Source organism: Paenibacillus sp. FSL P4-0127 (genome assembly GCF_038007325.1).
GTDB classification, from domain to species: domain Bacteria; phylum Bacillota; class Bacilli; order Paenibacillales; family Paenibacillaceae; genus Fontibacillus; species Fontibacillus macerans.
The window spans coordinates 3,418,846-3,443,759 of sequence record NZ_JBBOWY010000001.1; the positions used below are offsets into that span (position 1 = coordinate 3,418,846).

Annotated in this window: 22 protein-coding genes; 17 read left to right on the forward strand and 5 right to left on the reverse strand. The window is 53.9% G+C overall.

The features are described 5' to 3' along the window. Nucleotides 1–168 precede the first annotated feature (168 nt). Nucleotides 169–675 (forward strand): Crp/Fnr family transcriptional regulator, encoded by a 507-nt coding sequence (locus NYE74_RS15320; RefSeq protein ID WP_036621646.1) that lies wholly within the window; start codon nt 169–171, stop codon nt 673–675. 172 nt (nt 676–847) lie between these two features. Further along, nucleotides 848–2,938: a serine hydrolase domain-containing protein gene (locus NYE74_RS15325; protein WP_341004890.1), complete on the forward strand. Its 2,091-nt coding sequence runs from the start codon at nt 848–850 to the stop codon at nt 2,936–2,938. Between the two features lie 93 nt (nt 2,939–3,031). Here the strand turns inward: NYE74_RS15325 and hmpA are convergent, their stop codons facing one another. Next, nucleotides 3,032–4,249 carry an NO-inducible flavohemoprotein gene (gene hmpA, locus NYE74_RS15330; RefSeq protein ID WP_328271997.1) on the reverse strand — a complete coding sequence of 406 codons (1,218 nt, stop codon included), beginning with the start codon at nt 4,247–4,249 and terminating at the stop codon, nt 3,032–3,034. 448 nt (nt 4,250–4,697) lie between these two features. Between hmpA and NYE74_RS15335 the strand changes: the two genes are divergently transcribed. Further along, nucleotides 4,698–5,366 carry a YitT family protein gene (locus NYE74_RS15335; RefSeq protein WP_036621653.1) on the forward strand — a complete coding sequence of 223 codons (669 nt, stop codon included), beginning with the start codon at nt 4,698–4,700 and terminating at the stop codon, nt 5,364–5,366. A gap of 54 nt (nt 5,367–5,420) precedes the next feature. Here the strand turns inward: NYE74_RS15335 and NYE74_RS15340 are convergent, their stop codons facing one another. Beyond that, nucleotides 5,421–5,909, reverse strand: a complete 489-nt coding sequence (locus tag NYE74_RS15340) for a DinB family protein (protein ID WP_328271998.1) — start codon at nt 5,907–5,909, stop codon at nt 5,421–5,423. A gap of 139 nt (nt 5,910–6,048) precedes the next feature. Between NYE74_RS15340 and NYE74_RS15345 the strand changes: the two genes are divergently transcribed. Beyond that, the gene (locus NYE74_RS15345; RefSeq protein WP_328271999.1) at nt 6,049–6,627 is read left to right on the forward strand and encodes a CGNR zinc finger domain-containing protein; all 579 of its coding nucleotides are present in this window, start codon (nt 6,049–6,051) and stop codon (nt 6,625–6,627) included. A 151-nt stretch (nt 6,628–6,778) separates the two neighbouring features. Here the strand turns inward: NYE74_RS15345 and msrB are convergent, their stop codons facing one another. After that, nucleotides 6,779–7,759 (reverse strand): peptide-methionine (R)-S-oxide reductase MsrB, encoded by a 981-nt coding sequence (gene msrB / locus NYE74_RS15350; protein ID WP_328272000.1) that lies wholly within the window; start codon nt 7,757–7,759, stop codon nt 6,779–6,781. Nucleotides 7,760–8,152: 393 nt separating this feature from the next. Between msrB and NYE74_RS15355 the strand changes: the two genes are divergently transcribed. Then, nucleotides 8,153–8,842 carry a TerC family protein gene (locus tag NYE74_RS15355; RefSeq protein WP_328272001.1) on the forward strand — a complete coding sequence of 230 codons (690 nt, stop codon included), beginning with the start codon at nt 8,153–8,155 and terminating at the stop codon, nt 8,840–8,842. Nucleotides 8,843–8,905: 63 nt separating this feature from the next. On the opposite strand, the gene NYE74_RS15360 is transcribed toward NYE74_RS15355, so the two are convergent. Next, nucleotides 8,906–9,730: an AraC family transcriptional regulator gene (locus tag NYE74_RS15360; protein WP_328272002.1), complete on the reverse strand. Its 825-nt coding sequence runs from the start codon at nt 9,728–9,730 to the stop codon at nt 8,906–8,908. A 148-nt stretch (nt 9,731–9,878) separates the two neighbouring features. Here NYE74_RS15360 and NYE74_RS15365 point away from each other — a divergent pair, with 148 nt between their 5' ends. The 11 genes from NYE74_RS15365 (at nt 9,879) to NYE74_RS15415 (ending at nt 20,669) form a co-directional block, all read left to right on the forward strand. Further along, nucleotides 9,879–10,940 (forward strand): Gfo/Idh/MocA family protein, encoded by a 1,062-nt coding sequence (locus NYE74_RS15365; RefSeq protein ID WP_340928129.1) that lies wholly within the window; start codon nt 9,879–9,881, stop codon nt 10,938–10,940. Between the two features lie 32 nt (nt 10,941–10,972). Next, entirely contained in the window at nt 10,973–11,743 is a 771-nt protein-coding gene (locus NYE74_RS15370; protein WP_328272531.1) for a sugar phosphate isomerase/epimerase family protein, read from the forward strand. After that, the gene (locus tag NYE74_RS15375; RefSeq protein ID WP_240751863.1) at nt 11,736–12,818 is read left to right on the forward strand and encodes a Gfo/Idh/MocA family protein; all 1,083 of its coding nucleotides are present in this window, start codon (nt 11,736–11,738) and stop codon (nt 12,816–12,818) included. The genes NYE74_RS15370 and NYE74_RS15375 overlap by 8 nt, the downstream gene beginning before the upstream one ends. Before the next feature lie 42 nt (nt 12,819–12,860). After that, complete coding sequence (locus NYE74_RS15380; protein ID WP_270618684.1) at nt 12,861–13,829, forward strand: sugar phosphate isomerase/epimerase family protein; 969 nt, start codon at nt 12,861–12,863, stop codon at nt 13,827–13,829. A 186-nt stretch (nt 13,830–14,015) separates the two neighbouring features. Next, the gene (locus NYE74_RS15385; protein ID WP_036621667.1) at nt 14,016–14,333 is read left to right on the forward strand and encodes a winged helix-turn-helix transcriptional regulator; all 318 of its coding nucleotides are present in this window, start codon (nt 14,016–14,018) and stop codon (nt 14,331–14,333) included. 59 nt (nt 14,334–14,392) lie between these two features. Next, complete coding sequence (locus NYE74_RS15390; RefSeq protein ID WP_340928128.1) at nt 14,393–14,959, forward strand: FAD-dependent oxidoreductase; 567 nt, start codon at nt 14,393–14,395, stop codon at nt 14,957–14,959. Nucleotides 14,960–15,142: 183 nt separating this feature from the next. Then, entirely contained in the window at nt 15,143–15,841 is a 699-nt protein-coding gene (ric, locus tag NYE74_RS15395; protein ID WP_036627926.1) for an iron-sulfur cluster repair di-iron protein, read from the forward strand. A gap of 155 nt (nt 15,842–15,996) precedes the next feature. Continuing rightward, entirely contained in the window at nt 15,997–16,722 is a 726-nt protein-coding gene (locus NYE74_RS15400) for a hypothetical protein (protein WP_036621670.1), read from the forward strand. Between the two features lie 226 nt (nt 16,723–16,948). After that, complete coding sequence (nirB, locus tag NYE74_RS15405; RefSeq protein WP_036621671.1) at nt 16,949–19,387, forward strand: nitrite reductase large subunit NirB; 2,439 nt, start codon at nt 16,949–16,951, stop codon at nt 19,385–19,387. Between the two features lie 37 nt (nt 19,388–19,424). Next, nucleotides 19,425–19,772 (forward strand): nitrite reductase small subunit NirD, encoded by a 348-nt coding sequence (gene nirD / locus NYE74_RS15410; protein ID WP_172531688.1) that lies wholly within the window; start codon nt 19,425–19,427, stop codon nt 19,770–19,772. Between the two features lie 87 nt (nt 19,773–19,859). Next, nucleotides 19,860–20,669 carry a formate/nitrite transporter family protein gene (locus NYE74_RS15415; RefSeq protein ID WP_036621672.1) on the forward strand — a complete coding sequence of 270 codons (810 nt, stop codon included), beginning with the start codon at nt 19,860–19,862 and terminating at the stop codon, nt 20,667–20,669. Nucleotides 20,670–21,017: 348 nt separating this feature from the next. On the opposite strand, the gene NYE74_RS15420 is transcribed toward NYE74_RS15415, so the two are convergent. Further along, the gene (locus tag NYE74_RS15420) at nt 21,018–21,734 is read right to left on the reverse strand and encodes a Crp/Fnr family transcriptional regulator (RefSeq protein ID WP_036621673.1); all 717 of its coding nucleotides are present in this window, start codon (nt 21,732–21,734) and stop codon (nt 21,018–21,020) included. Nucleotides 21,735–22,075: 341 nt separating this feature from the next. Between NYE74_RS15420 and adhE the strand changes: the two genes are divergently transcribed. Continuing rightward, complete coding sequence (gene adhE / locus NYE74_RS15425; protein ID WP_036621676.1) at nt 22,076–24,691, forward strand: bifunctional acetaldehyde-CoA/alcohol dehydrogenase; 2,616 nt, start codon at nt 22,076–22,078, stop codon at nt 24,689–24,691. Nucleotides 24,692–24,914: the final 223 nt, after the last annotated feature.

Below are 24,914 nucleotides of genomic sequence, written 5' to 3' on the forward strand. Positions count from 1 at the left end.
AGGCTGCTCCGCAAAGGGCAGCCTTGATTGTATAATTTCTGAACAATTAAACCGGAGGAACCTGGCGAAAAATGAGAAATCCGGCGTTCCCAAAGGTTTATAAGACAGCCCCTGGCATTTTTGCTATAATAGGAATAATTGTGAATCAGGGGAATGGAGAGAGATCTTATGATTTTACATAAAGGCGAAATCTTATTCCGGCAGGGGGATGACGGTTCGTTTTTATACCATATCAAAAGCGGCCTGTTCAAAGTGACGCGCCTGCATGAGAACGGCAACGTGGTTTTATTTAATATTTTATATCCGGGAGAGACGGTTCCGCATCATTCCTTGATTTCGCCGAAGGAGATCCACGGCACGGCGATCGCTTTAATGCGCAGCGAGGTCGAGGCGATTCCCGCCCAGACTTGGTACCGGGAGCTGCAGGAAGATCCGAAGAAGCCGCTGGAAGTGGCGGAACTTCTCCAGGAGAAGGTCCGGTTTATGCAGGAGCGCCTGGATCATTTAACGGTCGGCACGCCGGCCGAACGGCTGGAGCTTCTGAGCAAATGGCTGAACCGGCATGCCAACGGCATCCCTTTGACCGATTATTTGACCCAGGAAGAGATCGGACAGCTGATCGGCGTAAGACGGGAAACCGTCAACCGGCTGCTGCGCGGCCAGCACAAGGAATAGGCTGCGGCGGACCAGGGCCGTTCCCTGGATCGATTGGACCGGACGCCAAAAGCAAGATGATTAAGAGACCACTTAGCTTATGCAAGTGGTCTTTTTTTGTTTGCGGATCGGGAAACGAATGATCCGGTGAAACGTACTACATTAGGAACCCTATTTTAAAGGAGGTTTTTCTTTGAAAAAAAGATTCCTGAGCATGCTGTTAACCGGCCTCATGATTATGCTGCTGCTGCCGGCAGGCGCATTTGCAGCGGAGCCTAACGTTCCCGTCCTTTCGGGCGGGTCATTGGAGAAACTGGCGGCTGAGAAAGCGGAGCTGATTACCCAAAAGTATCAGACCGCAAGCATCCAATATGCCCTGATCGATCAGGGCAAGATTACGATATCCGGTCAGGCGGGGCTTAATGATGCCGGCGGCAAAATCCCGTTAACCTCCGACACTATGTACGGAATAGGTTCCACCAGCAAGATGTTTACCGCCGCCGCGGTGATGATGCTGGCAGACCAGGGGAAGGTAAATCTGGATACTTCCTTGATTGAGTACATACCGGACTTCAAAATGCAGGACGAACGCTATAAACGGATCACGCCGCGGATGCTGCTTAATCATTCCTCGGGGCTGCCGGGCTCAAGCCTGGGAAGCGCCTTTCTTTTTGAGGATAACGACTCCCATGCCCATGATACGTTACTTAAGCAACTATCCGCTCAAACTCTAAAGGCCGATCCGGGGGCCTTCTCGGTCTATTGCAACGACGGTTTTACCCTGGCTGAAATCTTGGTAGAGCGAGTTAGCGGAATGGATTATACGGCATTCATTCATCAGTATTTGACCGGACCGCTGCAACTGAGCCATACCAAGACTCCCAAGGATCAGCTTGATGTAAGCAAAATGGCGGCTCTTTATTATCCGACTTACCAGGGGCAGCTGCCTAGCCTAACCGCCAATGTCATCGGGGCGGGAGGGATTTATTCCACCGCCGAGGATCTGGTGCAATTTGCGGATGTATTTATGAAGGACTCGCAAAACCGCGTTTTGTCCGAGCAGTCGGTTCATGCTATGGAGCAGGAGGAATACAAAAAGGGACTATGGCCCGAAGAAGCGGATACTTCCGTGGTGAATTACGGGCTGGGCTGGGATAGCGTAAAGTTGTTTCCGTTTAATGATTACGGCATTAAAGCGCTGTCCAAAGGCGGAGACGTCCTGCTGTATCATGCCTCGCTGATTGTGCTTCCGGAACAGAACATGGCGGCAGCCGTCTTATCCTCCGGCGGCTCCAGTTCAATAAACCAGATGCTGGGGGCCGAGCTGCTGCTCCAAAGTTTGAAGCAAAAAGGGACCATTAAAGAATTCAAGCCGGCGAAGTCGTTTGGCAAGCCGGATAAAACAGAAATTCCCGGCAGTATGTTCAAATATGCCGGTTATTACGTCGCTACCAATCAGCAGGTGAAAGTGGCTTTTACCGATGGCGAAATGTCGATCACGACACCGCTTAACCCGGAAGCTCCGGAGCAAAAGCTTGTCTACACCGCTGAAGGCGCTTTTGTGAGCGAAGACGGCAGCGTGCAGGTCAGCTTTGTTACCGAAAAGAACGGCCGCACCTACTTGCGGGAAAGGCACTATGCAACGGTTCCTGAATTGGGACAGGCGGCGCTAAATGTGTATTCGGCCGAAAAGCTGGAAGAAGCCGAAGGGACTCCCCTGCCTCCCGAGATAGAAGCAGCTTGGGAGAAGCGGGAAGGGAAGACTTACTATCCCGTCAACGAGAAGTACAGCTCGGTGATCTATCAACTGATGAGGCCGACCTTGCGGATCGGCCGGACAGATGACTTGCCGGGGTATTTGGTGGATAAGAAGATCATAGATTCCAATACCGCGGTGAGCCGGCATCAAATTCCGGGTACGGGAAGCCGGGATACGGCGGAATACCGCTTCTTTTCCCGGGAGGGCGTAGAATATTTTGAGGCATTGGGTTCGATCTATATAAGCGAAGATGGGGTTAAACCGCTGCATGCCGGCAAGAAGTCTACGGTCATGCTGCAGGCTGGTGAAACGGCCAGATGGTACACCGTTCCTAAAGCGGCGGCCGGCAAGACGATGACGGTCGGGATGCCTGAGCACGGAGCCTTTGCGGTATATGACGCGAACGGGCTTTGTGTGAACTTCACGGTTGTCAGCGGGAGTAATCAAGTACAGCTGCCCGAGAACGGCACGATTGTATTTGCCGCCGGGGAGCGCGCCCGCTTTGACATTCAGCTGAAAAAATAAGCTGAGAGATTTGCGTTTAAAAAGCGCGGGTACAGGGAAATCCCTGATCCCGCGCTTTTGAGTTTTGGATGTTTCCAATCTGGCCCACATAGGTTATTTGCTCATCGTATCCTCAAGACTGTCGGCCGGTCCGAAAAACTCGAAGTGAATCCGCTCTCCGGGAACGCCCCATTCTTTCAGTACCCGGTTAATTGCTTTCATGAACGGCAGCGGACCGCAGAAATAAAAATCGCTGCCCGCGTCCGTAACGCTCTTCAGCCACGGAAGATCGATGTAGCCCGTTTTGTCGGGGTTTTCTCCGGCTTCCGCCGTTTCGTAGATGAAATAGGAGCGGAGATTGTCATGGGTTCGCGTAAGCTCGTCTACATGCTCCTTCATCGCGTGGTGTCTTCCGCTCCGGGCGGCATGGATATAAACGATCTCCCGCCCCGAGCCGCTTTGCAGCGCCGTCTCCAGCATGCTGATCATCGGCGTGAGTCCGACGCCGCCGCTCAGCAGAACGAGCGGTATTTGCTGCGATTGGTCGAGCGTAAAATCCCCGGCCGGCGCGCTTAGTTCAAGCACGTCGCCTTCGCCGATCCGCTCATGCAAATAAGTGGATACAATGCCGGCCGGCTGGCCCTCCACGGCGTCTTCCCGTTTGACGGAAATCCGGTAAAAGGGCTGGCCGGGAGCCGCGGACAGGCTGTAATGGCGGAGATGGGTGAATTCCTGGCCCTCCGGCTTTACGCGTACGGTGATGTATTGGCCCGGTTTGTAGGAGGCGATCTCCCCGCCGTCTTCCGGCTTCAAATAAAACGAGGTGATGACTTCGCTTTCCTTGACTTTGCGGTCGACGATAAACCGGCGGAATCCCCGCCAGCCGCCTTTTTGTTGCTCGGCCTCCTTGTACATCTCGGCTTCCGTGCTGATGAACACGTCGGCGATTACACCGTAGGCTATCCCCCAGGCTTCCAGAATTTCAACGGTAGCGGCGTCGCCGAGCACCATTTTGATCGCCGCCAGCAGGTTTTCGCCGACGATCGGATAATGCTCCGGCATAATCCCGAGCGCCCGGTGTTTTTGCGCGATGCCGCGCACGACCGGGAGGATTTCCTCAAGGCGGTCGATATGCGCGGCGGCGGCGTAAACGGCGTTGGCGAGAGCCGTCGGCTGTTTGCCTTGGCGTTGGTTGGCATGGTTGAATATGTTGAGCAGTTCGGGATGATTTTTAAACATCGTTTCGTAAAACTTTTTGGTTATCGTTTCGCCGTGAACTTCGAGTACGGGCACGGTCGACTTGATGATCCCGATCGTTTTGGCATCCAGCATTAGTGAAAACCTTCTTTCTCGGAATTTCGATTCGCTTCCACCTCAGTATAGACAGGGGTAATTCTCTAAAAGGTGATTTTCGTCACACTGAAATTTTCCGAACTGTGAACTATTTGTAGATTGCAATGATATACGTCACATTATTCGCCTTAATTATTTGAAATTTGGATGTTTGCTGTCGTCATGTTTTGCTTTGTGGTATAATATAAATATAAGAAAAATCTAAAGAAAGGATCAGGATACCATGAGTTCCCGAAGGACGAATTCCCCAAGGACGATTTGGAAACGTTGTGATCTCTCTTATACTTAGCTTCTTTCGTGGACTGTCGGTTACGGCCAACAACCCTACGAAAGAGGCGTGACATCATGCGAAGGATAAAGTCCTCAAGGACCTTCTCCGTAGGGCGTTGGCGTAAGGTCAACCAAACTACGATAAGAGGGATCCCGTATGAGGAACAAGACAAGATGGCAAGTTGACGGAAAATCGCTATTGATGATGCTGTTTGGCTCCTGTTTATTGGCTTTTGCTTATTATCACATTAACTTTCAGAACGGATTGTCGGAAGGCGGCTTTGTGGGCCTGGCCCTGCTTGGCAAATATTTGCTTAACCTGCCGCCGGCGCTGACGATGATCGCGCTTGATGTGCCGATCGTGCTGCTGGCCTGGTTTTTGAAGGGCCGCAAGTTTGTCCTTAATACGCTATTTTCATCGCTTGCGTTTTCGGCGTTTTACGAATTGTGCGAGCAATTCTCTCCACTCGTGATCGATTTGCGCGCGAATTTGCCGCTGGCGGCGCTGCTGTCGGGCTTGCTGACGGGGATCGGAGCGGGTCTGGTGCTGCGGGCGGGCGGAGCGAGCGGGGGAGACGACATTTTGTCGATGCTGCTTAGCCAATGGTCCGGAATCAAAATCGGTGCCATGTTTGTGCTGATGGATGCCATCGTTCTAACGATTTCATTATTATATCTGCCTTTTAAAGAAACCTTATTTACGATTATGGCAGTTCTTATAGCAGGTAAAGTGATCACCTGGACCGTTCATTACGGACACGGTCAGCTGACGCCGCTGCGCGTCCCGCACCGGGTTAAAGTTAAGGAAAAAACGGCTCGAGCTTAAGGCTCGGGCCGTTTTTTTGCCGCTTCCCGTCCGGCGAATTGCCGGCGGAACGCCCTAGGATCTCCAGCAGCCCTGCTGCCGGCGGATCAGCACGATTTGCCCGGCATGGTAGGCGTCATGCAGCATCCAGCGGGAAAGTTCACGGCCGATCGTTTCCGTGCTTGAGCCAAAAGGAGCTTCCAGATCGGCTTCGCTCAAGGAAGCGATCGCCTCGCGCAGCTCCAACTCGATCCGTTTTGTTTCGGCGAGCGTGTTGCTCCAGTTGCTCTCGTCCCGGGCGTCTTCAGACCCTTCAAACGTTTCTTCGTTCGTGTCCACGCCTGGGCCCGGGTCGATCCCCCGCAAGCGGCTTAGTATTCGTTGGTTGTAATAATTGATATGGCTTACGGTTTGCCAAATCGTATTGCCCCCGCCCGGCGGCGCCCAGGCCGCCTGTTCGGCCGTGACGTTGGCAAGCGCGGCGGACAAAGGGACGATCCACTCTTCCAGCTCCCAGGTGTTGTCTTTTTGCAGAAGCAACAAATCAACTGCGTTTACGCTCATCCTTACTTCCTCCCCATCAATGTAACTGGCTAACTACTTATTAAAAGGTTACAATGTAATTGTAGCAAAATATCCAGTAAATTGTAACCACTTATTATAAATTTAGATAGTTACATGCAGCTTTGGGAGGCAAGTTGAATTGGAGACGCTTTGGAGTGATTTTATCAACAGCGAATGGCATGACTGGAAGGGCGGCGGACGAAGCGAGGACCGTCTGGAGAAGCCGTCATGGCAGTCGGGGTTTCTGAACGATTGGCGGCTGCGGGCTCCGGTTCCGGCGGCGGATGATGACATCGCGGCGATGCGGGAGTTTCGGGAAAAGCTGCATGCTCTGGCGGTTGAATTGGCCGGCGGCGGAGAGATAGGCGAAGAGGCCTGGCAGCTGCTGAATCAGTATATGAAGCCGGGGACCGTGTACCGGGAGTTTGCGGCTGATCGCGAAGGAACCGTCAAGCTGGAATACCGGCCGGCCATGGCGGAGTGGAGGCAGGTGCTGGCGGAGGTGGCCGCAAGCTTCGGCCAGACCGTTTTGCAGGGGGAGGCCGGACGCATCCGCGTTTGCGACAACCCGGACTGCAGGTGGATATTTTATGACGATACGCGGAATCGGACGAAGAAATACTGCGACGACAAAATGTGCGGCAATCTGATGAAGGTGCGGCGTTTCCGCGCCCGGAAAAAAGCGGAACAAAACCCGAACGTCGACGCCGAAGCGTAGGGCGAATCGTCGATGACCATAAATCAAAAAAAGGTTGCCCTGACCATTTTGAGAACAGCACGGTCGTGGGGCAACCATCTTAATGCGGTGCGAATTTGTTAGACTAGGTGAATCAACTGCAAAAGTACACCTTATTATCTTTAAAAGGCAGCTACTCCCGCGGCTCATCAAATAACACAAGATACTCGCCGTAGCCTTCCTTCTCCATGTCGGCCTTCGGAACGAACCGCAGCGCCGCGGAGTTGATGCAGTAACGCAGGCCGGTCGGTTCCGGTCCATCGTCGAACACGTGGCCCAAATGCGAGTCGCCCTGCCGGCTGCGCACCTCGGTGCGGACCATGAAGTGGCTGGTGTCCGTCCGCTCCTTGATGTGATAGCTGCGGATCGGGCGGGTAAAGCTTGGCCAGCCGCAGCCGGCGTCGAATTTGTCGCGCGAGCTGAACAGCGGTTCGCCCGAGACGATGTCCACGTAGATGCCTTCTTCGTCGTGATCCCAGTACTCGCCGGTAAAGGGCCGCTCGGTGGCGTTATTTTGCGTGACCTCGTATTGCATCGGCGTAAGCCGGCGCTTTAGCTCCTCCCGGTCGGCGGGACCGGACCAATGCCGTTCCAGGAAATCCTCGCGGCCCGAGCCTTTACGGTACAGCTTGTAATGCAGCGGATTTTTTTTATGGTACTGTTGATGGTATTCTTCGGCCGGATAAAAAGGAGCCGCCGGAAGCACCGGAGTAACGATCGGTTTGTCGAAGCGGCCGCTTCGTTCCAGCGCCAGCTTGGATTCCTCCGCTTCCCGGCGCTGCTCCTCGTTATGATAAAATATGGCCGTCCGGTACGATTCGCCGCGGTCGTGGAATTGCCCGCCTTCATCGGTCGGGTCGATTTGCTGCCAGTAGAGCTCAAGCAGCTTGCGGTACGGGAACACCGCCGGATCAAATTGGATTTGCACGGCTTCGTAATGGCCGGTTCCGCCGGCGCAAACCTCTTCATAAGTCGGGTTTACCGTGCGTCCCCCTGTATATCCCGATACAATGCCGTGTATGCCCGGGAGTTCCTCAAACGGCGAAACCATACACCAGAAGCAGCCTCCGGCAAAAGTGGCCAGTTCTACCTTTGAATTTGACGCTGAACTCATTATGATCCCTCCGTTTCGATATCATTATAGCGTGTTTTCCGAAAAAGCCAAAACGATTCTCCGAAAAGACTGGTGCTCTTTGGCGGGACGTGGTATAATTGCTCCAAGAAAACATGCATGGTTCCCAAAGGGGAGTAGCTTATACAATAAAGTCGTCATTACGGGAGTTATACATACCCCGGCTTTATTGGCAACGTAACTTAGTTGTTAGCGAGACCTTTGCCCGTAGCGAGTATTGGGTAAAGGTCTTTTTTTGATGCGTTTTTGCGTCGTGCCCAATACGGACACGGCGCATTTTTTTTGGATGGAAGAAAGGTGTTTCTTCCCGTAGACCCGTCTGAATCCAAAAGAAGCGGGATCGATGCATGGAAAACTCTGAAAGGGGAGAGAAACATGGAATTATTTTCTCCGGAATTTTGGGCCGCACTGTTTTCCATTATATTGATCGATCTCGTGTTGGCCGGGGATAATGCGATCGTGATCGGACTTGCCGCACGCAACGTGCCGCAAAAAGATCAGAAAAAAGTCATCGTGTGGGGGACCGTCGGGGCGATCCTGATCCGCGTCGTTATGACGCTGCTCGTCGTACAGCTGCTGAATATTCCTGGGCTGCGTCTCGTCGGGGGGCTGGCGCTCGTTTGGATCGCTTGCAAATTGATCGTGGATGAGAAAAGTCACGAGATCAACGCGGGCAACCAAATGTGGGCGGCGATCCGGACGATCATCATCGCCGACGCGATGATGGGGCTGGACAACGTGCTGGCCGTCGCCGGCGCGGCGCATGGCGATTTCCTGCTCGTCATTATCGGGCTGGCCGTCTCCGTTCCGATTATGGTCTGGGGCAGCACGCTGATTCTGAAGCTGACGGAGCGCTTCCCGATCGTGATCACGATCGGCGCCGCCGTCCTGGCCTGGACCGCGGCCAAAATGATCGTGCAGGAACCGCTTATTGACGAACTGTTCGCAAGCAACTGGATCAAATACGGATTTGAGGTGCTTGTAATCATCGCCGTCATCGGCATCGGCACGCAAATGAAGAAAAGAAAAGCGCGCTTGCGCGAATCGGCGCAGGCGCAGGTCTGAAAGTCCGCAAACGATGAAACGCCGCCGGGGAGCAATTAACCCCTGCGGCGTATTTCGCTTTTTTTAAACCGGATGCTGGCCGCGCGCTTGTTGCCGGAACTGCCGGGGCGACATGCCGAACTTTTTGCGGAACACTTTGTGAAAATAATTATAGCTGGGGAAACCGGAGCTCTCCGCGACATGCTCCAGCGATAGCGGGCTGAAAATAATCCGTTCGCGCGCCATGTTCAGCCTGACCTCCAGCGTATATTGAATGATGCTTGTCCCGAACGTGTCCTTAAACAGATGCACCGCCCGGGAAACGCTGATGCCGGCATAGGCGGCCGCATCCTCCAATTTGAAGGGGGAGGCGGCGTTCTCTTCAATATAATTTTTGATCCGATGGGCAAGATAAGTCGGATAAGCGGGCCGCGGCTGATCCAGCAGGTTCCGGTCGATGTCCATGCATAGTATTTTCAAATAATATTCCGCGATTTCCGGGGCCGGGTTGGCGATGCGGCGCTGCTCCAGCATGATTTGCCGGAAAGCGCCGACGATGCCTTCGGAAAGAGGAACCTTCACCCGATGGGGTCTTGACCGTTTGTTCCACCAAGCTTCGATCCATGGCCCGGCCAAAAAAATATGATAATCGCCGCTGGACACCACCGTTTCGCCCAGTCCGCTCATTTCAGCTTCAATTTTCAGCTCGTAGGGTTCGCCCGGCGCAAACAGCAGCAGATCGCCGGGTTCGATCAGCTCCAGCCGGCCGTTTAAGCGGGACCGGCATTTGCCCGAGCTTTGCAGCCGGATCAAATAGTTTTCGTGCCCGTCCGGCTGCACCGTATGAAACGGCTTGTGGTGCACCGAATAGCCGGCTAATAAAATCTGCAGGTTCGAATTAGGTTTCATAACCGACCTCCGTGGGAATCTCCAAAAATAATGACCAGATTGTTCATGTTTTAATCATATTATTCATTTTAAATCAGCGCAATTTGAAATACCATTGTACATGAAAACAACCCAGATACACACATCTGCTTGGCGGGAGTGACCAGAAATGACTATGAAGATTGGCATGATCGGCTGCGGCAACATCAGTCCGGCATACTTGACGTACCTCGGGCAAAGCGAAGTCGCCAGGATTACGGCGGTAGCCGATCTTCTCCCGGAGAAGGCCCGCGAGCGGGCAGAGCAATTCGCAATTGAAAACGTCTACACTGTGGAGGAATTGCTGGGGCGGCAGGATATCGACCTGGTGTTGAACTTGACCGTACCGTCGTCCCACGCCGCCGTCAATATGGCAGCGCTTGCCCATGGCAAGCATGTGTACGTTGAGAAGCCGCTGGCGATCTCGCTGGAGGACGCGCGAAGCATGCTGGAACAGGCGGCGGCCAAAAATCTCCGCGTGGGCTGCGCTCCCGATACGTTTCTTGGCGCAGGCCTCGAGACGAGCCGCAAGGCCATTGCGGACGGGTTGATCGGCCGCCCGGTGGCGGCCACCGCGTTTATGATGGGCGGCGGGCCGGAAAGCTGGCACCCGAATCCCGAGTTTTTCTACGCGGAAGGCGGGGGACCGATGTTCGACATGGGGCCGTACTATTTGACCGCGTTCGTAGAGCTGCTCGGGCCGATCGCGCGCATCAGCGGCTCGGCGGGCAACCCGGTTCCCGAACGCACGGTCAAAACCGGCCCCAACGCCGGCAAAACGATTCCGGTGCATACGCCGACGCACTACAGCGCCACGCTGGATTTTGCCGGAGGCGCCATCGGCACGCTCGTGACCAGCTTCGATGTCCCCGGCGGAAGCGTCCTGCCCCGTATCGAGATTTACGGGACCGAAGGGACGCTGCTTGTCCCCGACCCGAACTACTTTAACGGGGACGTGAAGGTCCGCCGTTCCGGCAGCGACGTTTGGGAAACCGTCCCGCCGGCGTTTGAATGCGGCGAAAATGAGCGCGGCCGCGGCATCGAGGATATGGCCAGGGCGATTCTTGAAGGCCGGCAACACCGGGCCAGCGGCAAACTCGGCTACCATGTGCTGGAGGCGATGCATGCCGTGGCCCGTTCATCGCGCGAAGGCCGGCATATTTTGCTGGAAAGCGCGGATAGTTTAAAGTAGAGGCTTTCATTTTCATGGAGAGGTGATATTTTATGGCAAAGGTTGGACTGCAGCTTTATACGGTAAGAGATCATTTGGAACGCGATTTTGAAGGCACGCTGCGCAAGGTAGCCGAGCTTGGGTATAAGGGCGTGGAGTTTGCCGGATTTTACGGGAGAACGGTGGAACAAGTACAGCAAATCCTGCAGGAAACCGGGCTGGTTGCGGTGGGGGCCCATACGGCTTATGACCGTTTAAAGGCCGCGCTTGATGAAGAGATTGTTTTCAACAAGGCGATCGGCAACCGTTATATCGTCGTGCCGTATCTGTCGGAGGAAGACCGCAACCGTTGGCCCGAGGTCATCGAGGACTTGAAAAAATTCGGGGAACGCTGCAAACAGGAAGAAATGATTCTCTGCTATCATAATCATGATTTTGAGCTGACCCAGTCGCTGAACGGCAAACCGGTGCTGGATGCGATTTATGAACAGGTGCCCGCCTCCTTGCTGCACATGGAGCTGGATTCCTGCTGGGTAGCCTTTGCCGGAGCGGATCCGCTGGCATACATCGCTACATATCGCGATCGCCTTCCGCTCGTGCACTGGAAGGATGTTCTTAAGAAGCCGGACGGTTCGCCGGAAACGGTGGAGCTGGGCCGGGGAGAAGTCGCCGTTGCCGCGATTGGGGATGCCGCGATCGACGCGGGCGCGGAATGGCTGATCGTAGAGCAGGATCACTGCGCGGGAGATTCGCTGGAAAGCATCGCCGCAAGTATGGAATGGGTACGCGCTTATGCCGGAAAGGGAGGAAAACTTCATGTCTAAAACATTAAAAGTCGCCATCATCGGATGCGGCGGTATCGCCAATGGAAAACATTTGCCGAGCCTGAAGCAGCAACCAGAGGTAGAGCTGGTCGCCTTCTGCGACATCGTGGAGGAACGCGCGCAAAAAGCGGCCGCCGAATACGGCGTAGAGGGAGCCAAAGTATTTACCGATTTCCGGAAATTGCTGGCGGAAAGCGACGCTGAAGTGGTTCACGTCTGCACGCCAAACGATTCGCATGCGGAAATTACCGTCGCTTCGCTGGAATCGGGCCGTCACGTGATGTGCGAGAAGCCGATGGCCAAAACGGCGGAGCAAGCCCGTCAAATGCTGGACGCGGCCAAACGCACGGGGAAAAAGCTGTCGATCGCATACCAAAACCGCTTCCGCAGCGACAGCCTTTATTTGAAGGAACTGTGCGAAAACGGCGAGCTTGGCGACATCTATCTCGGAAAAGCTCTGGCGCTGCGCCGCCGCGCCGTTCCGACCTGGGGCGTGTTCCTGGACGAAGAGAAGCAGGGCGGCGGTCCGCTGATCGACATCGGCACCCATGCGCTTGACTTGACCTTGTGGCTGATGGACAATTACGAGCCGAAAAGCGTCACCGGTTCCGTATTCCACAAACTCGGAAACCGCGAAAACGCGGCGAATGCGTTTGGCCCTTGGGATCCCGAGCAATTTAAAGTCGAGGATTCCGCGTTTGGCTTCATTACGATGAAGAACGGGGCGACGATTATTCTGGAATCCAGCTGGGCGCTCAATATCGTCGAGGTTGGAGAAGCGAAAACGCTGCTGTGCGGCACCGAGGGCGGTGCCGATATGACGAACGGCCTGCGCCTGAACGGCGAAAAATTGAGCCGCCTGTACGAAACCAACGTCGATCTCGGATCCGGCGGGGTCGCTTTTTACGAAGGCAAACAGGAAAACGAATCCACCCGTGAAGCGAGAGCTTGGGTGCAAGCGATCTTGGAAGATAAAGAGCCGCTCGTGAAGCCGGAACAGGCGCTTGTGGTCACGGAAATTTTGGAAGCCATCTATAAATCGGCCAAAACCGGCCAAACCGTATATTTTGACTAACCCGGCCTTGGGCCAAACCACGAAGCAAGGAGGAGCATAGAGGTGAAATTAGGAGTATTTCTGGTTCTGTTTGGAGGCCTTCCGCTCGAACAAGCGCTCGATAAGGCGGCCGCACAAGGGCTGAAAGCCGTGGAAATCGGCACCGGCGGACATCCCGGGAACGCCCACTGCAATCCCGATGTGCTGCTGGAAAACAAGGCGGCCCGGGAAGAGTTCAAAAAAGCGGTGGAGTCCCGCGGACTCATTATCAGCGCGCTAAGCTGCCACGGCAATCCGCTGCATCCGCAAAAGGCGATCGCCAAGGAGTTCCACGACGTTTTCGTCAAAACCGTGCAATTGGCCGAGTTGCTGGAAGTGCCGGTCGTCAACACGTTTTCCGGCTGTCCGGGCGATCATGAGGATGCCAAGTATCCCAACTGGCCGGTAGCGCCTTGGCCCAACGACTTTCAGGAAGTTCTGGACTGGCAGTGGAAAAATAAAGTCATTCCGTATTGGACGGAATGGGGCAAATTTGCCGCCGATCACCATGTGAAGATCGGGCTTGAGCTGCACGGCGGATTTTCCGTGCACACGCCGGCGACGCTGCTGCGCCTGCGCGAAGCGGCCGGCGAAGTCATCGGGGCCAACCTCGACCCGAGCCATATGTGGTGGCAGGGAATCGATCCGGTTCAAGCGATTGCGATCCTTGGCAAGGCCGGCGCCATCCACCATTTCCACGCCAAAGATACGACGATTGATCCGGTGAACGTAAACCGTTACGGCATCACGGATATGCAGCCTTACACGAACATGCAGGAGCGGGCTTGGCAGTTCCGCACCGTCGGTTACGGCCACGATCTGAAGACGTGGGCCGACATTATCAGCGCGCTTCGGCTGTACGGCTACGATTACGCGGTAAGCATCGAGCACGAAGACGGGCTAATGTCGATCGATGAAGGATTTACCAAAGCCGTGCGCAATCTGCAGCAAGTGCTTATGGAAGATTCCGCCGCGGAGATGTGGTGGGTATAACTGACCATAAACGTAATATACTATATTAGCGGCTGCCGCCAAGGCGGCCGTTTTTTCGGATACGGGGCGGTGAATGAAGAGTCCCCCCCTTACTTTCCGCGTGTAAATATGCTATTATGAAATATATTAACTTACTTAACGTAAGTTTAACGCTTGCAGGCTTGCTATAATAATGAGGTGAATGTTATGGATGAGCATTCGTATGGAATGTGTCCGCGATTTGAATCGGCTTTTTCGTTTTTGGGAAAACGCTGGAACGGCTTGATTATTCAAACCCTGATGAGCGGGCCGAAACGCTTCAAGGATATTTCCAATCAGATTCCTTCCATGAGCGATAAGATGTTATCGGAACGGATGAAGGATTTGGAATGTGAGGGGATTTTGGTCCGTCATGTTTATCCGGAAACGCCGGTTCGCATCGAATATGAATTGACTGAGAAAGGGCGGGCGCTTCGTCCGGTGATGGAACAGGTGCAGTCCTGGGCGGAGCAGTGGATTAAATAAGCTCATGCCGTTTTCGGGTCGCGAAGGCGGCATGAAAATTTTAGAAAGTAGGTGTACTTGTGGCTGAGGTAATTGTAATCGGGGCAGGGCCGGCTGGAGCCAGCGCGGCGTTATTTTTGGCCAAGGCGGGCAAAGAAACGCTTGTTTTGGACAGCAACGCAAGCATGACGAAGCGGGCCTGGATTGAGAACCATTACGGGGCAAAGGACATTTCCGGACCGGATTTGCTCAAAATCGGACGGGAGCAGGCCGAAAAATTCGGCGCCAAGTTCATTGAAGAAAAAGTGACGCATATCGATGCCAACGGCGGTTCGACAGTAACCGTAAAAACGGAATCCGGCCGCAGCTACGAGGCGTCCCATATCATATTGGCCACCGGCGCGTTGACCGATCTTGCAAGCGCTGCCGGCCTGGAGCTGAAAGAAGGCCGCGAGCCGAGAATCAAAACCGTCATCGCTACGGACGGGCAAGGCCGGACCCGCGTTCCGCGAATCTGGGCGGCCGGCACGGCGGCGGGCGTCAGCGTTCATACGATCATTACGGCAGGCGACGGGGCAAAGGTCGCCATCGAGTTGATCAGCGAAATAAACGGCGAACGGTACGTGGATCACGATGTGCTGAAATAAAACGAACTTATTTGCAAGTCCAGACGATAACAAGGCCTCCCGGTTACGGGCGGCCTTTAAATATTTTGAGCGGAAGCAAGAAAAACAAAAGTGATTAAAATCACAAGGAGAGGCGCTTCTATGCGTTAAGTTAAAAACGTAAGCTTACGACATTAGCTCAGGAGGTCTTTCCGGATGAATCACATACAAGCATTATTTAAGGAACAAGACATGGTTCGTGATATCGTGCTTCGTTTTCCAAAATCGGCGGATTATTTCCGCGGGCGGAAAATCGATTTTTGCTGCGGCGGCGCGCGTCCGTTGGGGGAAGCGGCGGCAGAGCGGGGGATTCCGGTTGAAACGCTGCTCACGGACTTAAACCGCTTGGCGGCCGAACATCCCCGGGCAGAGGAAGAACAGGATTGGACAAAGGCGGAATCGGCCGATTTGATCGGGCATATCGTAAACACGCACCATCGCTATTTGCGCGAGGAACTGCCGGAAATTCAAAAAAACGTGACCAAGGTGTCCCGGGTCCATGGGGATGCGGATACGCATTTGCGCGAGGTCGAGCGGTTGTTCGGTGAGCTTCGGCGCGAGCTGCTGGAGCATACCGACAAGGAAGAGGCAGAGGAGTTTCCTAAGATAATCCTTTGGGAGAAGAGCCGGGACCCGGAAGTGCTGGAAAAATTGCAGTCCGCCATCGCGGAGTTGGAATCCGAACACGACGCGGCGGGCGACATTCTCAAACAACTGCGGGAGTTGACCGACGATTTTCAGCCGCCTGGCCATGCGTGCACGACGTACCGTTTGACCTATTCGCGTCTAGAAGAGCTGGAAGCCATGACTTTTACGCATGTGCACCTGGAGAACAATATATTATTTCCGCGATATACAATATAACTTGAAGTATTCAGGCCTCGCCCTTCCCTGCTTAGGGAAGGGTTCTTTGCGCCTGCCCCGAAATTTGAGAACTTTCTGCCGGTCCGGTATGCTTAAGATATGGAATATTCCTGGATTGAATCAGGGAAAATGATTAAAGGAAAGGCGGGGCGGCGATGCGCTGGAGATTGAAATGGCTGGCAGGACTGTTGGTTTTGGCCGCGTTCTTCACGGCAGCCTGCGCCGATGGCGGGACGATCGACAAACCGGACCCTTCGGAGGAGCTGCAAAGCGAGGATGGGCATGCCGATGACATTACTTTAACGATTGACGGGGGGACGTTTATCCCCGATGTGACGCGCAGTTTGCATTTTGATTATACGGAAGGGATTACCGTTCTTCAGGCGCTTGAAAGCAGCGGTATCGTAAAACTGACGGAGGATAGGGGCAAAATTCAATCCGTGGGTGAAGTTTCGCTTGATTCGACGCTGGAGTGGGGGATCCGCCTAAATGACAAGGAGCTGCCGTCCCGCGATTGGGACAAACAGCTCAAGGCGGGGGACAACATACTCGTTTACGTTAAAACCGCGGGCAGCGCAACGGCGGGGCAAAATGGAGCATCGCTGCTGCTGACCGTGAACGGGGGCAGTCAAAATCCGCAGCTTAAAAGCTATTTTGTCCATCAATACAATGAAAACACGACCGTGAGGGATTTGCTCAAGCGCAGCGGGATCGTGGAGCTGAACAAAACCGGGCAACATATCGTTTCCGTCAATGGTTATCGTCCGGAGGAGACGGAAGCATGGGTGCTGAAGGTCAATCATAAGAAATTGCTGGACACCGGCCTTGACATGAGGTTAAAACCCCAGGACAATGTGGAAATCGCTTTGGTGCGAAAATAAGTTTCGGAGAAAAAGCAAATCCGCAGTTCTCTTAGATAAGAGGCTGCGGATTTTTCAATAGGTATGCAAAAAAAAATGTGACAATTAAATGTGATAACTTTCACAATTAATGTGAATGAAATCACAAACTATTCATAATTTTAAATGTATACTTTCGGCATAAGGGATTGCAGGTAATCAACTAACAATTCGGAACAGTCTTATTCTGAAAGGGGCTTGGATGAAGATGGCTACAGCAAAAGAGAAACTGGTCGTGATCGGTAACGGAATGGCGGGCATCAGTACCGTTGAACAAATATTGAAACTAACTTCCAAATTCGAAATAACGGTGTTTGGCAGCGAGCCGCATCCCAACTATAACCGGATCATGCTTTCCTATGTGCTTGAAGGCAGCAAAACGATAGACGATATTATTCTGAACGATTTGAACTGGTATCGCGATAACGGGATTACGCTGCATACCGGAACGGCGGTGGCCCGGATCGACAAGGATACGAAGGAGGTTGTCACGGAGGACGGCCAGCGCGTGCCTTACGATAAGGTGCTGATCGCTACCGGGTCGACTTCGTTTATCCTGCCGATTCCCGGCAGCGATAAGGAAGGCGTGGTCGGCTTCCGCGACATTTCGGACTGCGAGCAAATGATCCAGGCGGCCAAGACTTGCCGCAAAGCGGCGGTCATCGGCGGAGGCCTGCTCGGACTGGAGGCGGCCAAAGGGCTCGTTCAGCTCGGCATGGACGTGACGGTCGTGCATTTAATGGAAGATTTAATGGAGCGTCAGCTGGATCATCAGGCGGCGGGGATGCTAAAAGCGGAACTGGAGCGCCAGGGCATCAAATTTAAAATGGGCGCGCAGACGACCGAACTGCTTGGCGGTTCGCGGGTAAGCGGGCTGCGGTTCGCCGACGGCACGGAACTGGAAGCGGAGTTCGTCGTCATGGCGGTCGGCATCAAGCCGAACGTTGCGGTGGCCAAAGCGAGCGGCATCGAAGTGAACCGCGGGATCGTCGTCAACGACTATTTGCAGACATCGCTGGAGGGCGTTTATTCCGTCGGCGAATGTACGGAGCACCGTGGCGTCTGCTACGGACTGGTCGCTCCGCTGTTTGAGCAGGGCATGGTACTGGCGAAGCATATCAGCGGCGTGGAAACCGCGCCTTACGCCGGTTCGGTCGTTTCGACCAAGCTGAAGATTTCCGGGGTTGACGTTTTTTCGACCGGCGAATTTATCGATGGTCCGGAACATACGGTGATTTGCAGCAAAGACGACTGGAAGCGGACCTACAAAAAAATTCTGCTGAAGGACAACGTTTTTGTCGGCGCGGTGCTGTTTGGCGATATTAACGATTCGGCCGAGCTGCAGAAGCTGATCAAGCAGAAGGCGGAGATGACGGACGAACTGTACGCCGCGCTGATGGGCACGGGCTGCTGCGGCGGCGGCGGAGCCAAGAAAGCTTCGGTGGAAACGATGGCGGACGACGAAATCGTCTGCGGCTGCAATGGGGTAACCAAAGGCACGATCGTCGACGCGATTGCCAATCAGGGTTTGACGACCGTCGACGAGATCAAAGCCTGCACCGGGGCAACCCGCTCCTGCGGAGGCTGCAAGCCGGTGGTTGAGCAAATTTTGCAATACGTGCTGGGAGACGGGTTTCAGTCGGCGGCGAAACAGGGCATCTGCGGTTGCACGACGCTGAGCCGCGATGAAATTGTGGCGGAGATCAAGGCGAAAGGGCTGCAGACGACCAAAGAAGTGATGAACGTGCTTGGCTGGAGCCAGCCTGAAGGCTGCTCGAAATGCCGCCCGGCCATCAACTATTATCTCGGCATGCTGTACCCGGAAACGCACGAGGACGAAAAAGAATCGCGCTTCGTCAACGAGCGGATGAGCGCCAACATCCAAAAGGACGGAACCTATACGGTTGTTCCGCGGATGTACGGCGGTGTGACGACGCCGGAGGATCTGAAGAAAATCGCCGACGTATCGCTGAAATACGATGTGAAAGTCGTTAAGGTCACCGGCGGCCAGCGGCTGGACTTGATCGGCGTGAAAAAAGAAGATCTGCCGAAAGTGTGGGCCGAGCTCGACATGCCGTCGGGGTACGCCTACGCCAAATCGCTCCGCACGGTGAAAACCTGCGTCGGTTCGCAGTTCTGCCGGTTCGGCACCCAGGATTCGATGGGCATGGGCGCGCTGCTTGAACGGAAATTCGAACGGCTCGACTTTCCGGCCAAATTCAAGATGGCGGTAAACGGCTGCCCGCGCAACTGCGCCGAATCGTGCACGAAAGATATCGGGATCGTCGGCAACGACGGCGGATGGGAGATCTTTATCGGCGGCAACGGGGGGATCAAGGCCCGGCTTGCGGATTCGCTGTGCAAGGTGAAGACCGACGAGGAACTGATCGAGCTGTGCGCAGCCATCATGCAGTATTACCGCGAGACCGGCAATTATCTGGAAAGAACGTCGGAGTGGGTTGAACGGATAGGGCTGGACAATATCCGCGCGGCGGTAGTGGAAGACGCGGAAAACCGCAAAGCGCTGGTGGAGCGTATTGAGTTCGCCTTGAAGCAGGTCACGGATCCGTGGAAGAAGATGCTGAACGACGAAGAAACCCGCGGCAAGCTGTTCCACAGCCTGGAAATGAGTAAACAGGCGAACTAAAGCCGTTAGACGGATGACAGGAAAGGGGAAGAGGAGCATGAACAAGGACATGAGTAAAGAGGCATTTTTCCCGGTTGGGCATGTGGAGCAGTTTCTGCCCCAGATCGGGCGCGTGGTGGAAGCGGGAGGCCGCGAACTGGCGGTGTTCCGCCTATCCGACGGGCGCATTTTCGCCGCCCTGAATCAAAACCCGCATCCGAAAGGAGGGCCGCTGGCCGAAGGCATCGTGTCCGGGCATTACCTTTACGATCCGCTGTACGATTGGAAAATCGATCTGACGACAGGCCTTGTCCAGGCCCCGGACAGCGGGCAGGTGCCGATGTTCCCGGTCAAGGTGGAGGACGGACAGGTGTGGATCGCCGCCAGCGCCTTGCAGGAGGTATAGGTTAGAGCGAAATAAGCGCGGTGTGCAAAGGGAGGGACGCCGCGCTTATTTTTTAAATCGGGGGATCGACAGAGGGAGGAAGCGGCGATGTATACGCCAAATGTGGAAACCATCGTAGAAACAGCAGTCAAGAAAAAAGAAAAAATGAACGAAAGCCTTCCGAGGTATATCGTTTCGGCCATGCTTGCCGGCGCTTATGTAGGGCTCGGCATCATTCTCATTTTCAGCATCGGCGCGCCGCTGGCGGCGGCGAAATCGCCGTACCAGACGATGCTGATGGGGATGTCCTTTGGGCTCGCCCTGACGCTGGTCGTTTTTGCCGGTTCGGAGCTGTTTACCGGGAACAATATGTTTTTTACGGCGAGCACGCTGGCGAGGCGAACAACGGTAGGCGATACGGCGAAAAACTGGACGATCGTGTTTCTCGGCAACCTGGCGGGGGCGGTTGTGCTTTGTTTGCTGATCGTCGGCAGCGGGCTGTTCAAAACGGCGGCGCCGGAGCATCTTATTTTTGCCTCTGCCGCGAAGAAGATGGGCGCTCCGGTCACTGAACTGTTTTTTCGCGGCATTTTGTGTAACTGGCTCGTTTGCCTCGCTTTATGGATGGCGAACCGCTCCAAGGAAGATATCGCCAAGCTGGTGCTGATTTGGTGGTGTTTGTACGCCTTTATCGCCAGCGGCTACGAGCACAGCGTGGCCAATATGACGCTGCTCAGTTTGTCGCTGCTTTTGCCGAACCACCCCGACACGATTACGCTCGCGGGCTGGTTTCACAATATGATTCCGGTGACGCTGGGCAATATTATCGGCGGCGGGGTATTTGTGGGCATGGCGTATTGGTTCATATCCCCGGTGCGCAAAAAGGCGAAACAAGCGGAAGATGGAAAGGCAGCATAAAAACGGCTCGGGATGAGCCGTTTTTTTCATTATATTTATCAAAATATTTAGCAAATTTCCGGCGGGACAGAGGCCGCTAAGACTAACGGACCCATATGACGAAATTTCCCTCGAAGCGGCTCGGGTGAGCTGCTTTAGAGCGAACTAGAGTCGTATGGGTCCGTTGCTGGGGCTGGGAAATACCCCGGAAAGGGGTAGGGGCTCGAAATAGAACTGAAGAGGGAATGGGTATGGGGGCATACCCATTCCCTCCCGCGCGTCCAACGTATAGGTTTAAAACCGTCCCGGTCATTTCGGGGCAGTTCCGCAAAGAAAGGCAGGCACATATAGACGGACGCAAGCGGCATGTCAGATCCGGCAAATTTCGTTCGGGCACAGCTCGCAGTGGCAAATATCCTGCAGCATGACCATATCCTTAATGACGATCATGCCGTTTTCGTATTCGAGCGCATCCTTTTTGCGCAGGTCGCTGAGCATCCGGTTGACGCTTTCGCGCGTAGCCCCGATCATATTGGACAAGTCGGTATGGGTGATTTTTTTGTTGATCAGAATCGTGTCCCCATGCTGCTCGCCATACGTGTTGCTCAGGCGGATCAGCGTCGAGCAAAGGGCCCCCGGCTTGCCGTACATCATCAAATCGCGGAACTTCGTCTGCGTCAGGCGATGGTGGATGCCCATCCATTTCATGAAGTCGATCGCAAAATCGCAGTGCTGGCAAATCATAATTTCAAGGTCTTTCTGATCGATTACGCCGATTTCGCAATCCTCAATCACCTCGGCCGTGAAGCTGTGCTTGGTGCTGAAGAACGGATCGGCCTGGCCGACCATATCGCCGCGTCCGTACATATACAGAATGAGTTCTTTACCCTCGTCGGTCGATTTGGTCAGTTTGACGCGTCCGCGTTTGATGTAAAACAGTTTATCGGAAAAATCACCTTCCCAGAACAAATGCGTCCCCTCGGGATATGCTTTATCTTTCATTGTAACGAGAAGGCGGTTGAAGTTTTGTTCTGTGAAGCAGCTCGTGTTACCGCGGGGCAGGGTGGCGTTTACGATTTCACTCATCATGGATTTCCCCTTTATATTCCTGATTTTTATGAAATTTTTAATTAATTATATAACGATTATTGCAAAATTTGGGGGCTCGGAAGGCCGAAAAAGTGTCGAAATTCTAACATTGTGACTAAATTCACGAAATTTGTTTGCTAAATGAAATAATTTCAGAACTTTTTCAACTTTGTGAAAAAATTCACTATACAAAATCAAATTTCTATGCTATGATCAAAACATAAAGAGAAGCAATACATCTTTTAAGGATGAACTTGCAAGTGAAAAATTTCACGAACTTATGATTTGCCTATCTACACTGCAGGTTGGTCCTTACAGAACTTAGGAGGATGAGAGAAATGGCCGTAAAGAATGAAGCGACAACAAAAGCCCAGCCCACCCCGGAAGCTTACATCCAAACCTTGATCGACAAAGCGAAAAAGGCTTCCGAAGCGTTCATGAGCATGACGCAGGAGCAGATCGACGCAATCGTGCAGGCGATGGCCCTGGCGGGGCTCGACAAGCACATGCATTTGGCGAAAATGGCGGTGGAAGAAACAGGGCGCGGGGTCTACGAGGACAAAATCATTAAAAACATGTTCGCCACGGAGTACATTTACCACAGCATCAAGTACGACAAAACGGTAGGCGTTATCGAGGACAACGATTTTGACAGCTTCCAAAAAATCGCCGAGCCTGTCGGCATCATCATGGGGATTACTCCGGTGACGAACCCGACGTCGACCACGATTTTCAAATCGCTGATTGCGATAAAAACACGCAACCCGATCATCTTCGGCTTCCATCCGTCCGCTCAGAACTGCAGCGCGGAAGCCGCTAAAATATTGCTGGAGGCCGCAGTGAAGCACGGGGCGCCCGCCGACTGCATCCAGTGGATCGAAAATCCGTCCATGGACCGCACGAACGCTTTGATGAACCATCCGGATGTGGCCTGCATTCTCGCTACCGGCGGTTCCGCGATGGTAAAAGCGGCTTACAGCTGCGGCAAACCGGCCCTTGGCGTCGGCCCCGGCAACGTGCCTTGCTTCATTGAGAAGAGCGCGAATCTCGATCAGGCCGTCAACGATCTGATTCTTTCCAAAACTTTCGACAACGGCATGATCTGCGCATCCGAGCAAGCGGTCATCATTGAAGAACCGATATTCGATCAGGTGAAAAAGAAAATGATCGCGAACGGCTGCTATTTCGTGAACAAAGATGAAGCGGCAAAACTGACGGCGGGCGCGATCATCGCCGACAAATGCGCGGTGAACCCGGCGATTGTTGGACAACCGGCCACTAAGATCGCGGAAATGTGCGGCATCGACGTGCCGGCCGGAACGAAAATTCTCGTCGCCGAAATCGAAGGCGTCGGACCGAAATTCCCGCTTTCTGCGGAGAAGCTTAGCCCGGTGCTCGCTTGCTATAAAGTGAAAAACGCCGAGCAGGGCATCGAACGCGCGTTGGAAGTCGTGCAGTTCGGCGGCATGGGCCACTCTTCGGTCATTCATTCGAACAACCAGGAAGTTATCCAGAAGTTCTCGGACCGGATGCCGACCTGCCGGATTTTGGTGAACCAGCCTTCCTCGCAAGGCGGCATCGGCGACATTTACAACTCGAACCTGCCTTCGCTGACGCTGGGCTGCGGGTCTTACGGACGCAACTCGACTTCGTCGAACGTCACGGCCGTCAATCTGATCAACGTGAAAAGGGTGAACCGTCGTACCGTGAATATGCAGTGGTTTAAAGTGCCGAGCAAAATTTATTTCGAGAAGAATTCGACGCAATATTTGGCGAAAATGCCGGACATCTCCCGCGTCATGATCGTCACCGACCCGATGATGGTGAAGCTGGGTTACGTGGAAAGAGTCGAGCATTATCTCCGCCAACGCCAAACGCCGGTGGCGATCGAAGTGTTCGCGGACGTTGAACCGGATCCTTCGACCACGACGGTGGAACGCGGTACGGAGATGATGGCGAAGTTCCAGCCGGACTGCATTATCGCTCTCGGCGGCGGGTCGGCGATGGACGCAGCGAAAGGGATGTGGCTGTTCTACGAATACCCGGATGAAGATTTCTTTAACCTTAAACAAAAATTCATGGATATCCGCAAACGCCTTTACAAATATCCGCGGCTCGGACAAAAAGCGAAATTCGTGGCGATCCCCACGACCTCGGGTACCGGTTCGGAAGTGACGTCGTTTTCCGTCATCACGGACAAAATCAACGGTAATACGAAATATCCTTTGGCGGATTACGAACTGACGCCGGACGTGGCGATCATCGACCCGGTCTTCGTGTACAGCTTGCCGAAAACCGCCGTGGCCGACACGGGCATGGACGTTCTGACGCATGCGATCGAAGCTTATGTATCCGTCATGGCCAACGACTATACGGACGGACTGTGCATTAAAGCGATCCAGCTCGTCTTCCAGTACCTTGAAAAATCGGCGCTGACCGGCGACGAACTGGCCCGCGAGAAGATGCACAACGCTTCCACGATCGCGGGGATGGCGTTCTCGAACGCATTCCTCGGCATCAACCACAGCTTGGCCCATAAATGGGGCGGCGAATTCCATACCGCGCATGGACGGACCAACGCGATTCTGATGCCGCACGTCATCCGCTACAACGCCAAGAAGCCGACGAAATTTGCCGCTTGGCCGAAATACACGCATTTCGTCGCCGACGAACGTTATGCGGAAATCGCCCGCATCTTGGGGCTGCCGGCGCGGACGACGGAAGAAGGCGTGAAGAGCCTGATCAATGCGATCCGCGACCTGAACAGAAAGCTCGGCATTCCGGAAACGTTCCAGGATCTCGGCTTCGATCCGAAAGTGTTCGAATCCCGCGTCGATTATTTGGCCGACCGCGCGTTCGAAGACCAATGTACGACCGCCAATCCGAAGCTGCCGCTGGTGACGGAGCTGGCGGAAGTTTATCGCGACGCTTTCTACGGAAGATTTGAAGATTAAGTGAACAAAGGGCTTTGAAAACGTGAGAAATATCACTATATGTGATATTTCTCACAATCTTATTCGACAAATTGAGCTATGATTACAGTATAAATGATCCCTCAAAGTTTGATGACGGATTAGCCCCGGGAATAACAACGGGGGCTCAATCGAAGCCTTAATCGGGTACATTTAACGCTATAAATGTGAAAATTATCACGTAAATTATGTGAAAAATATCACA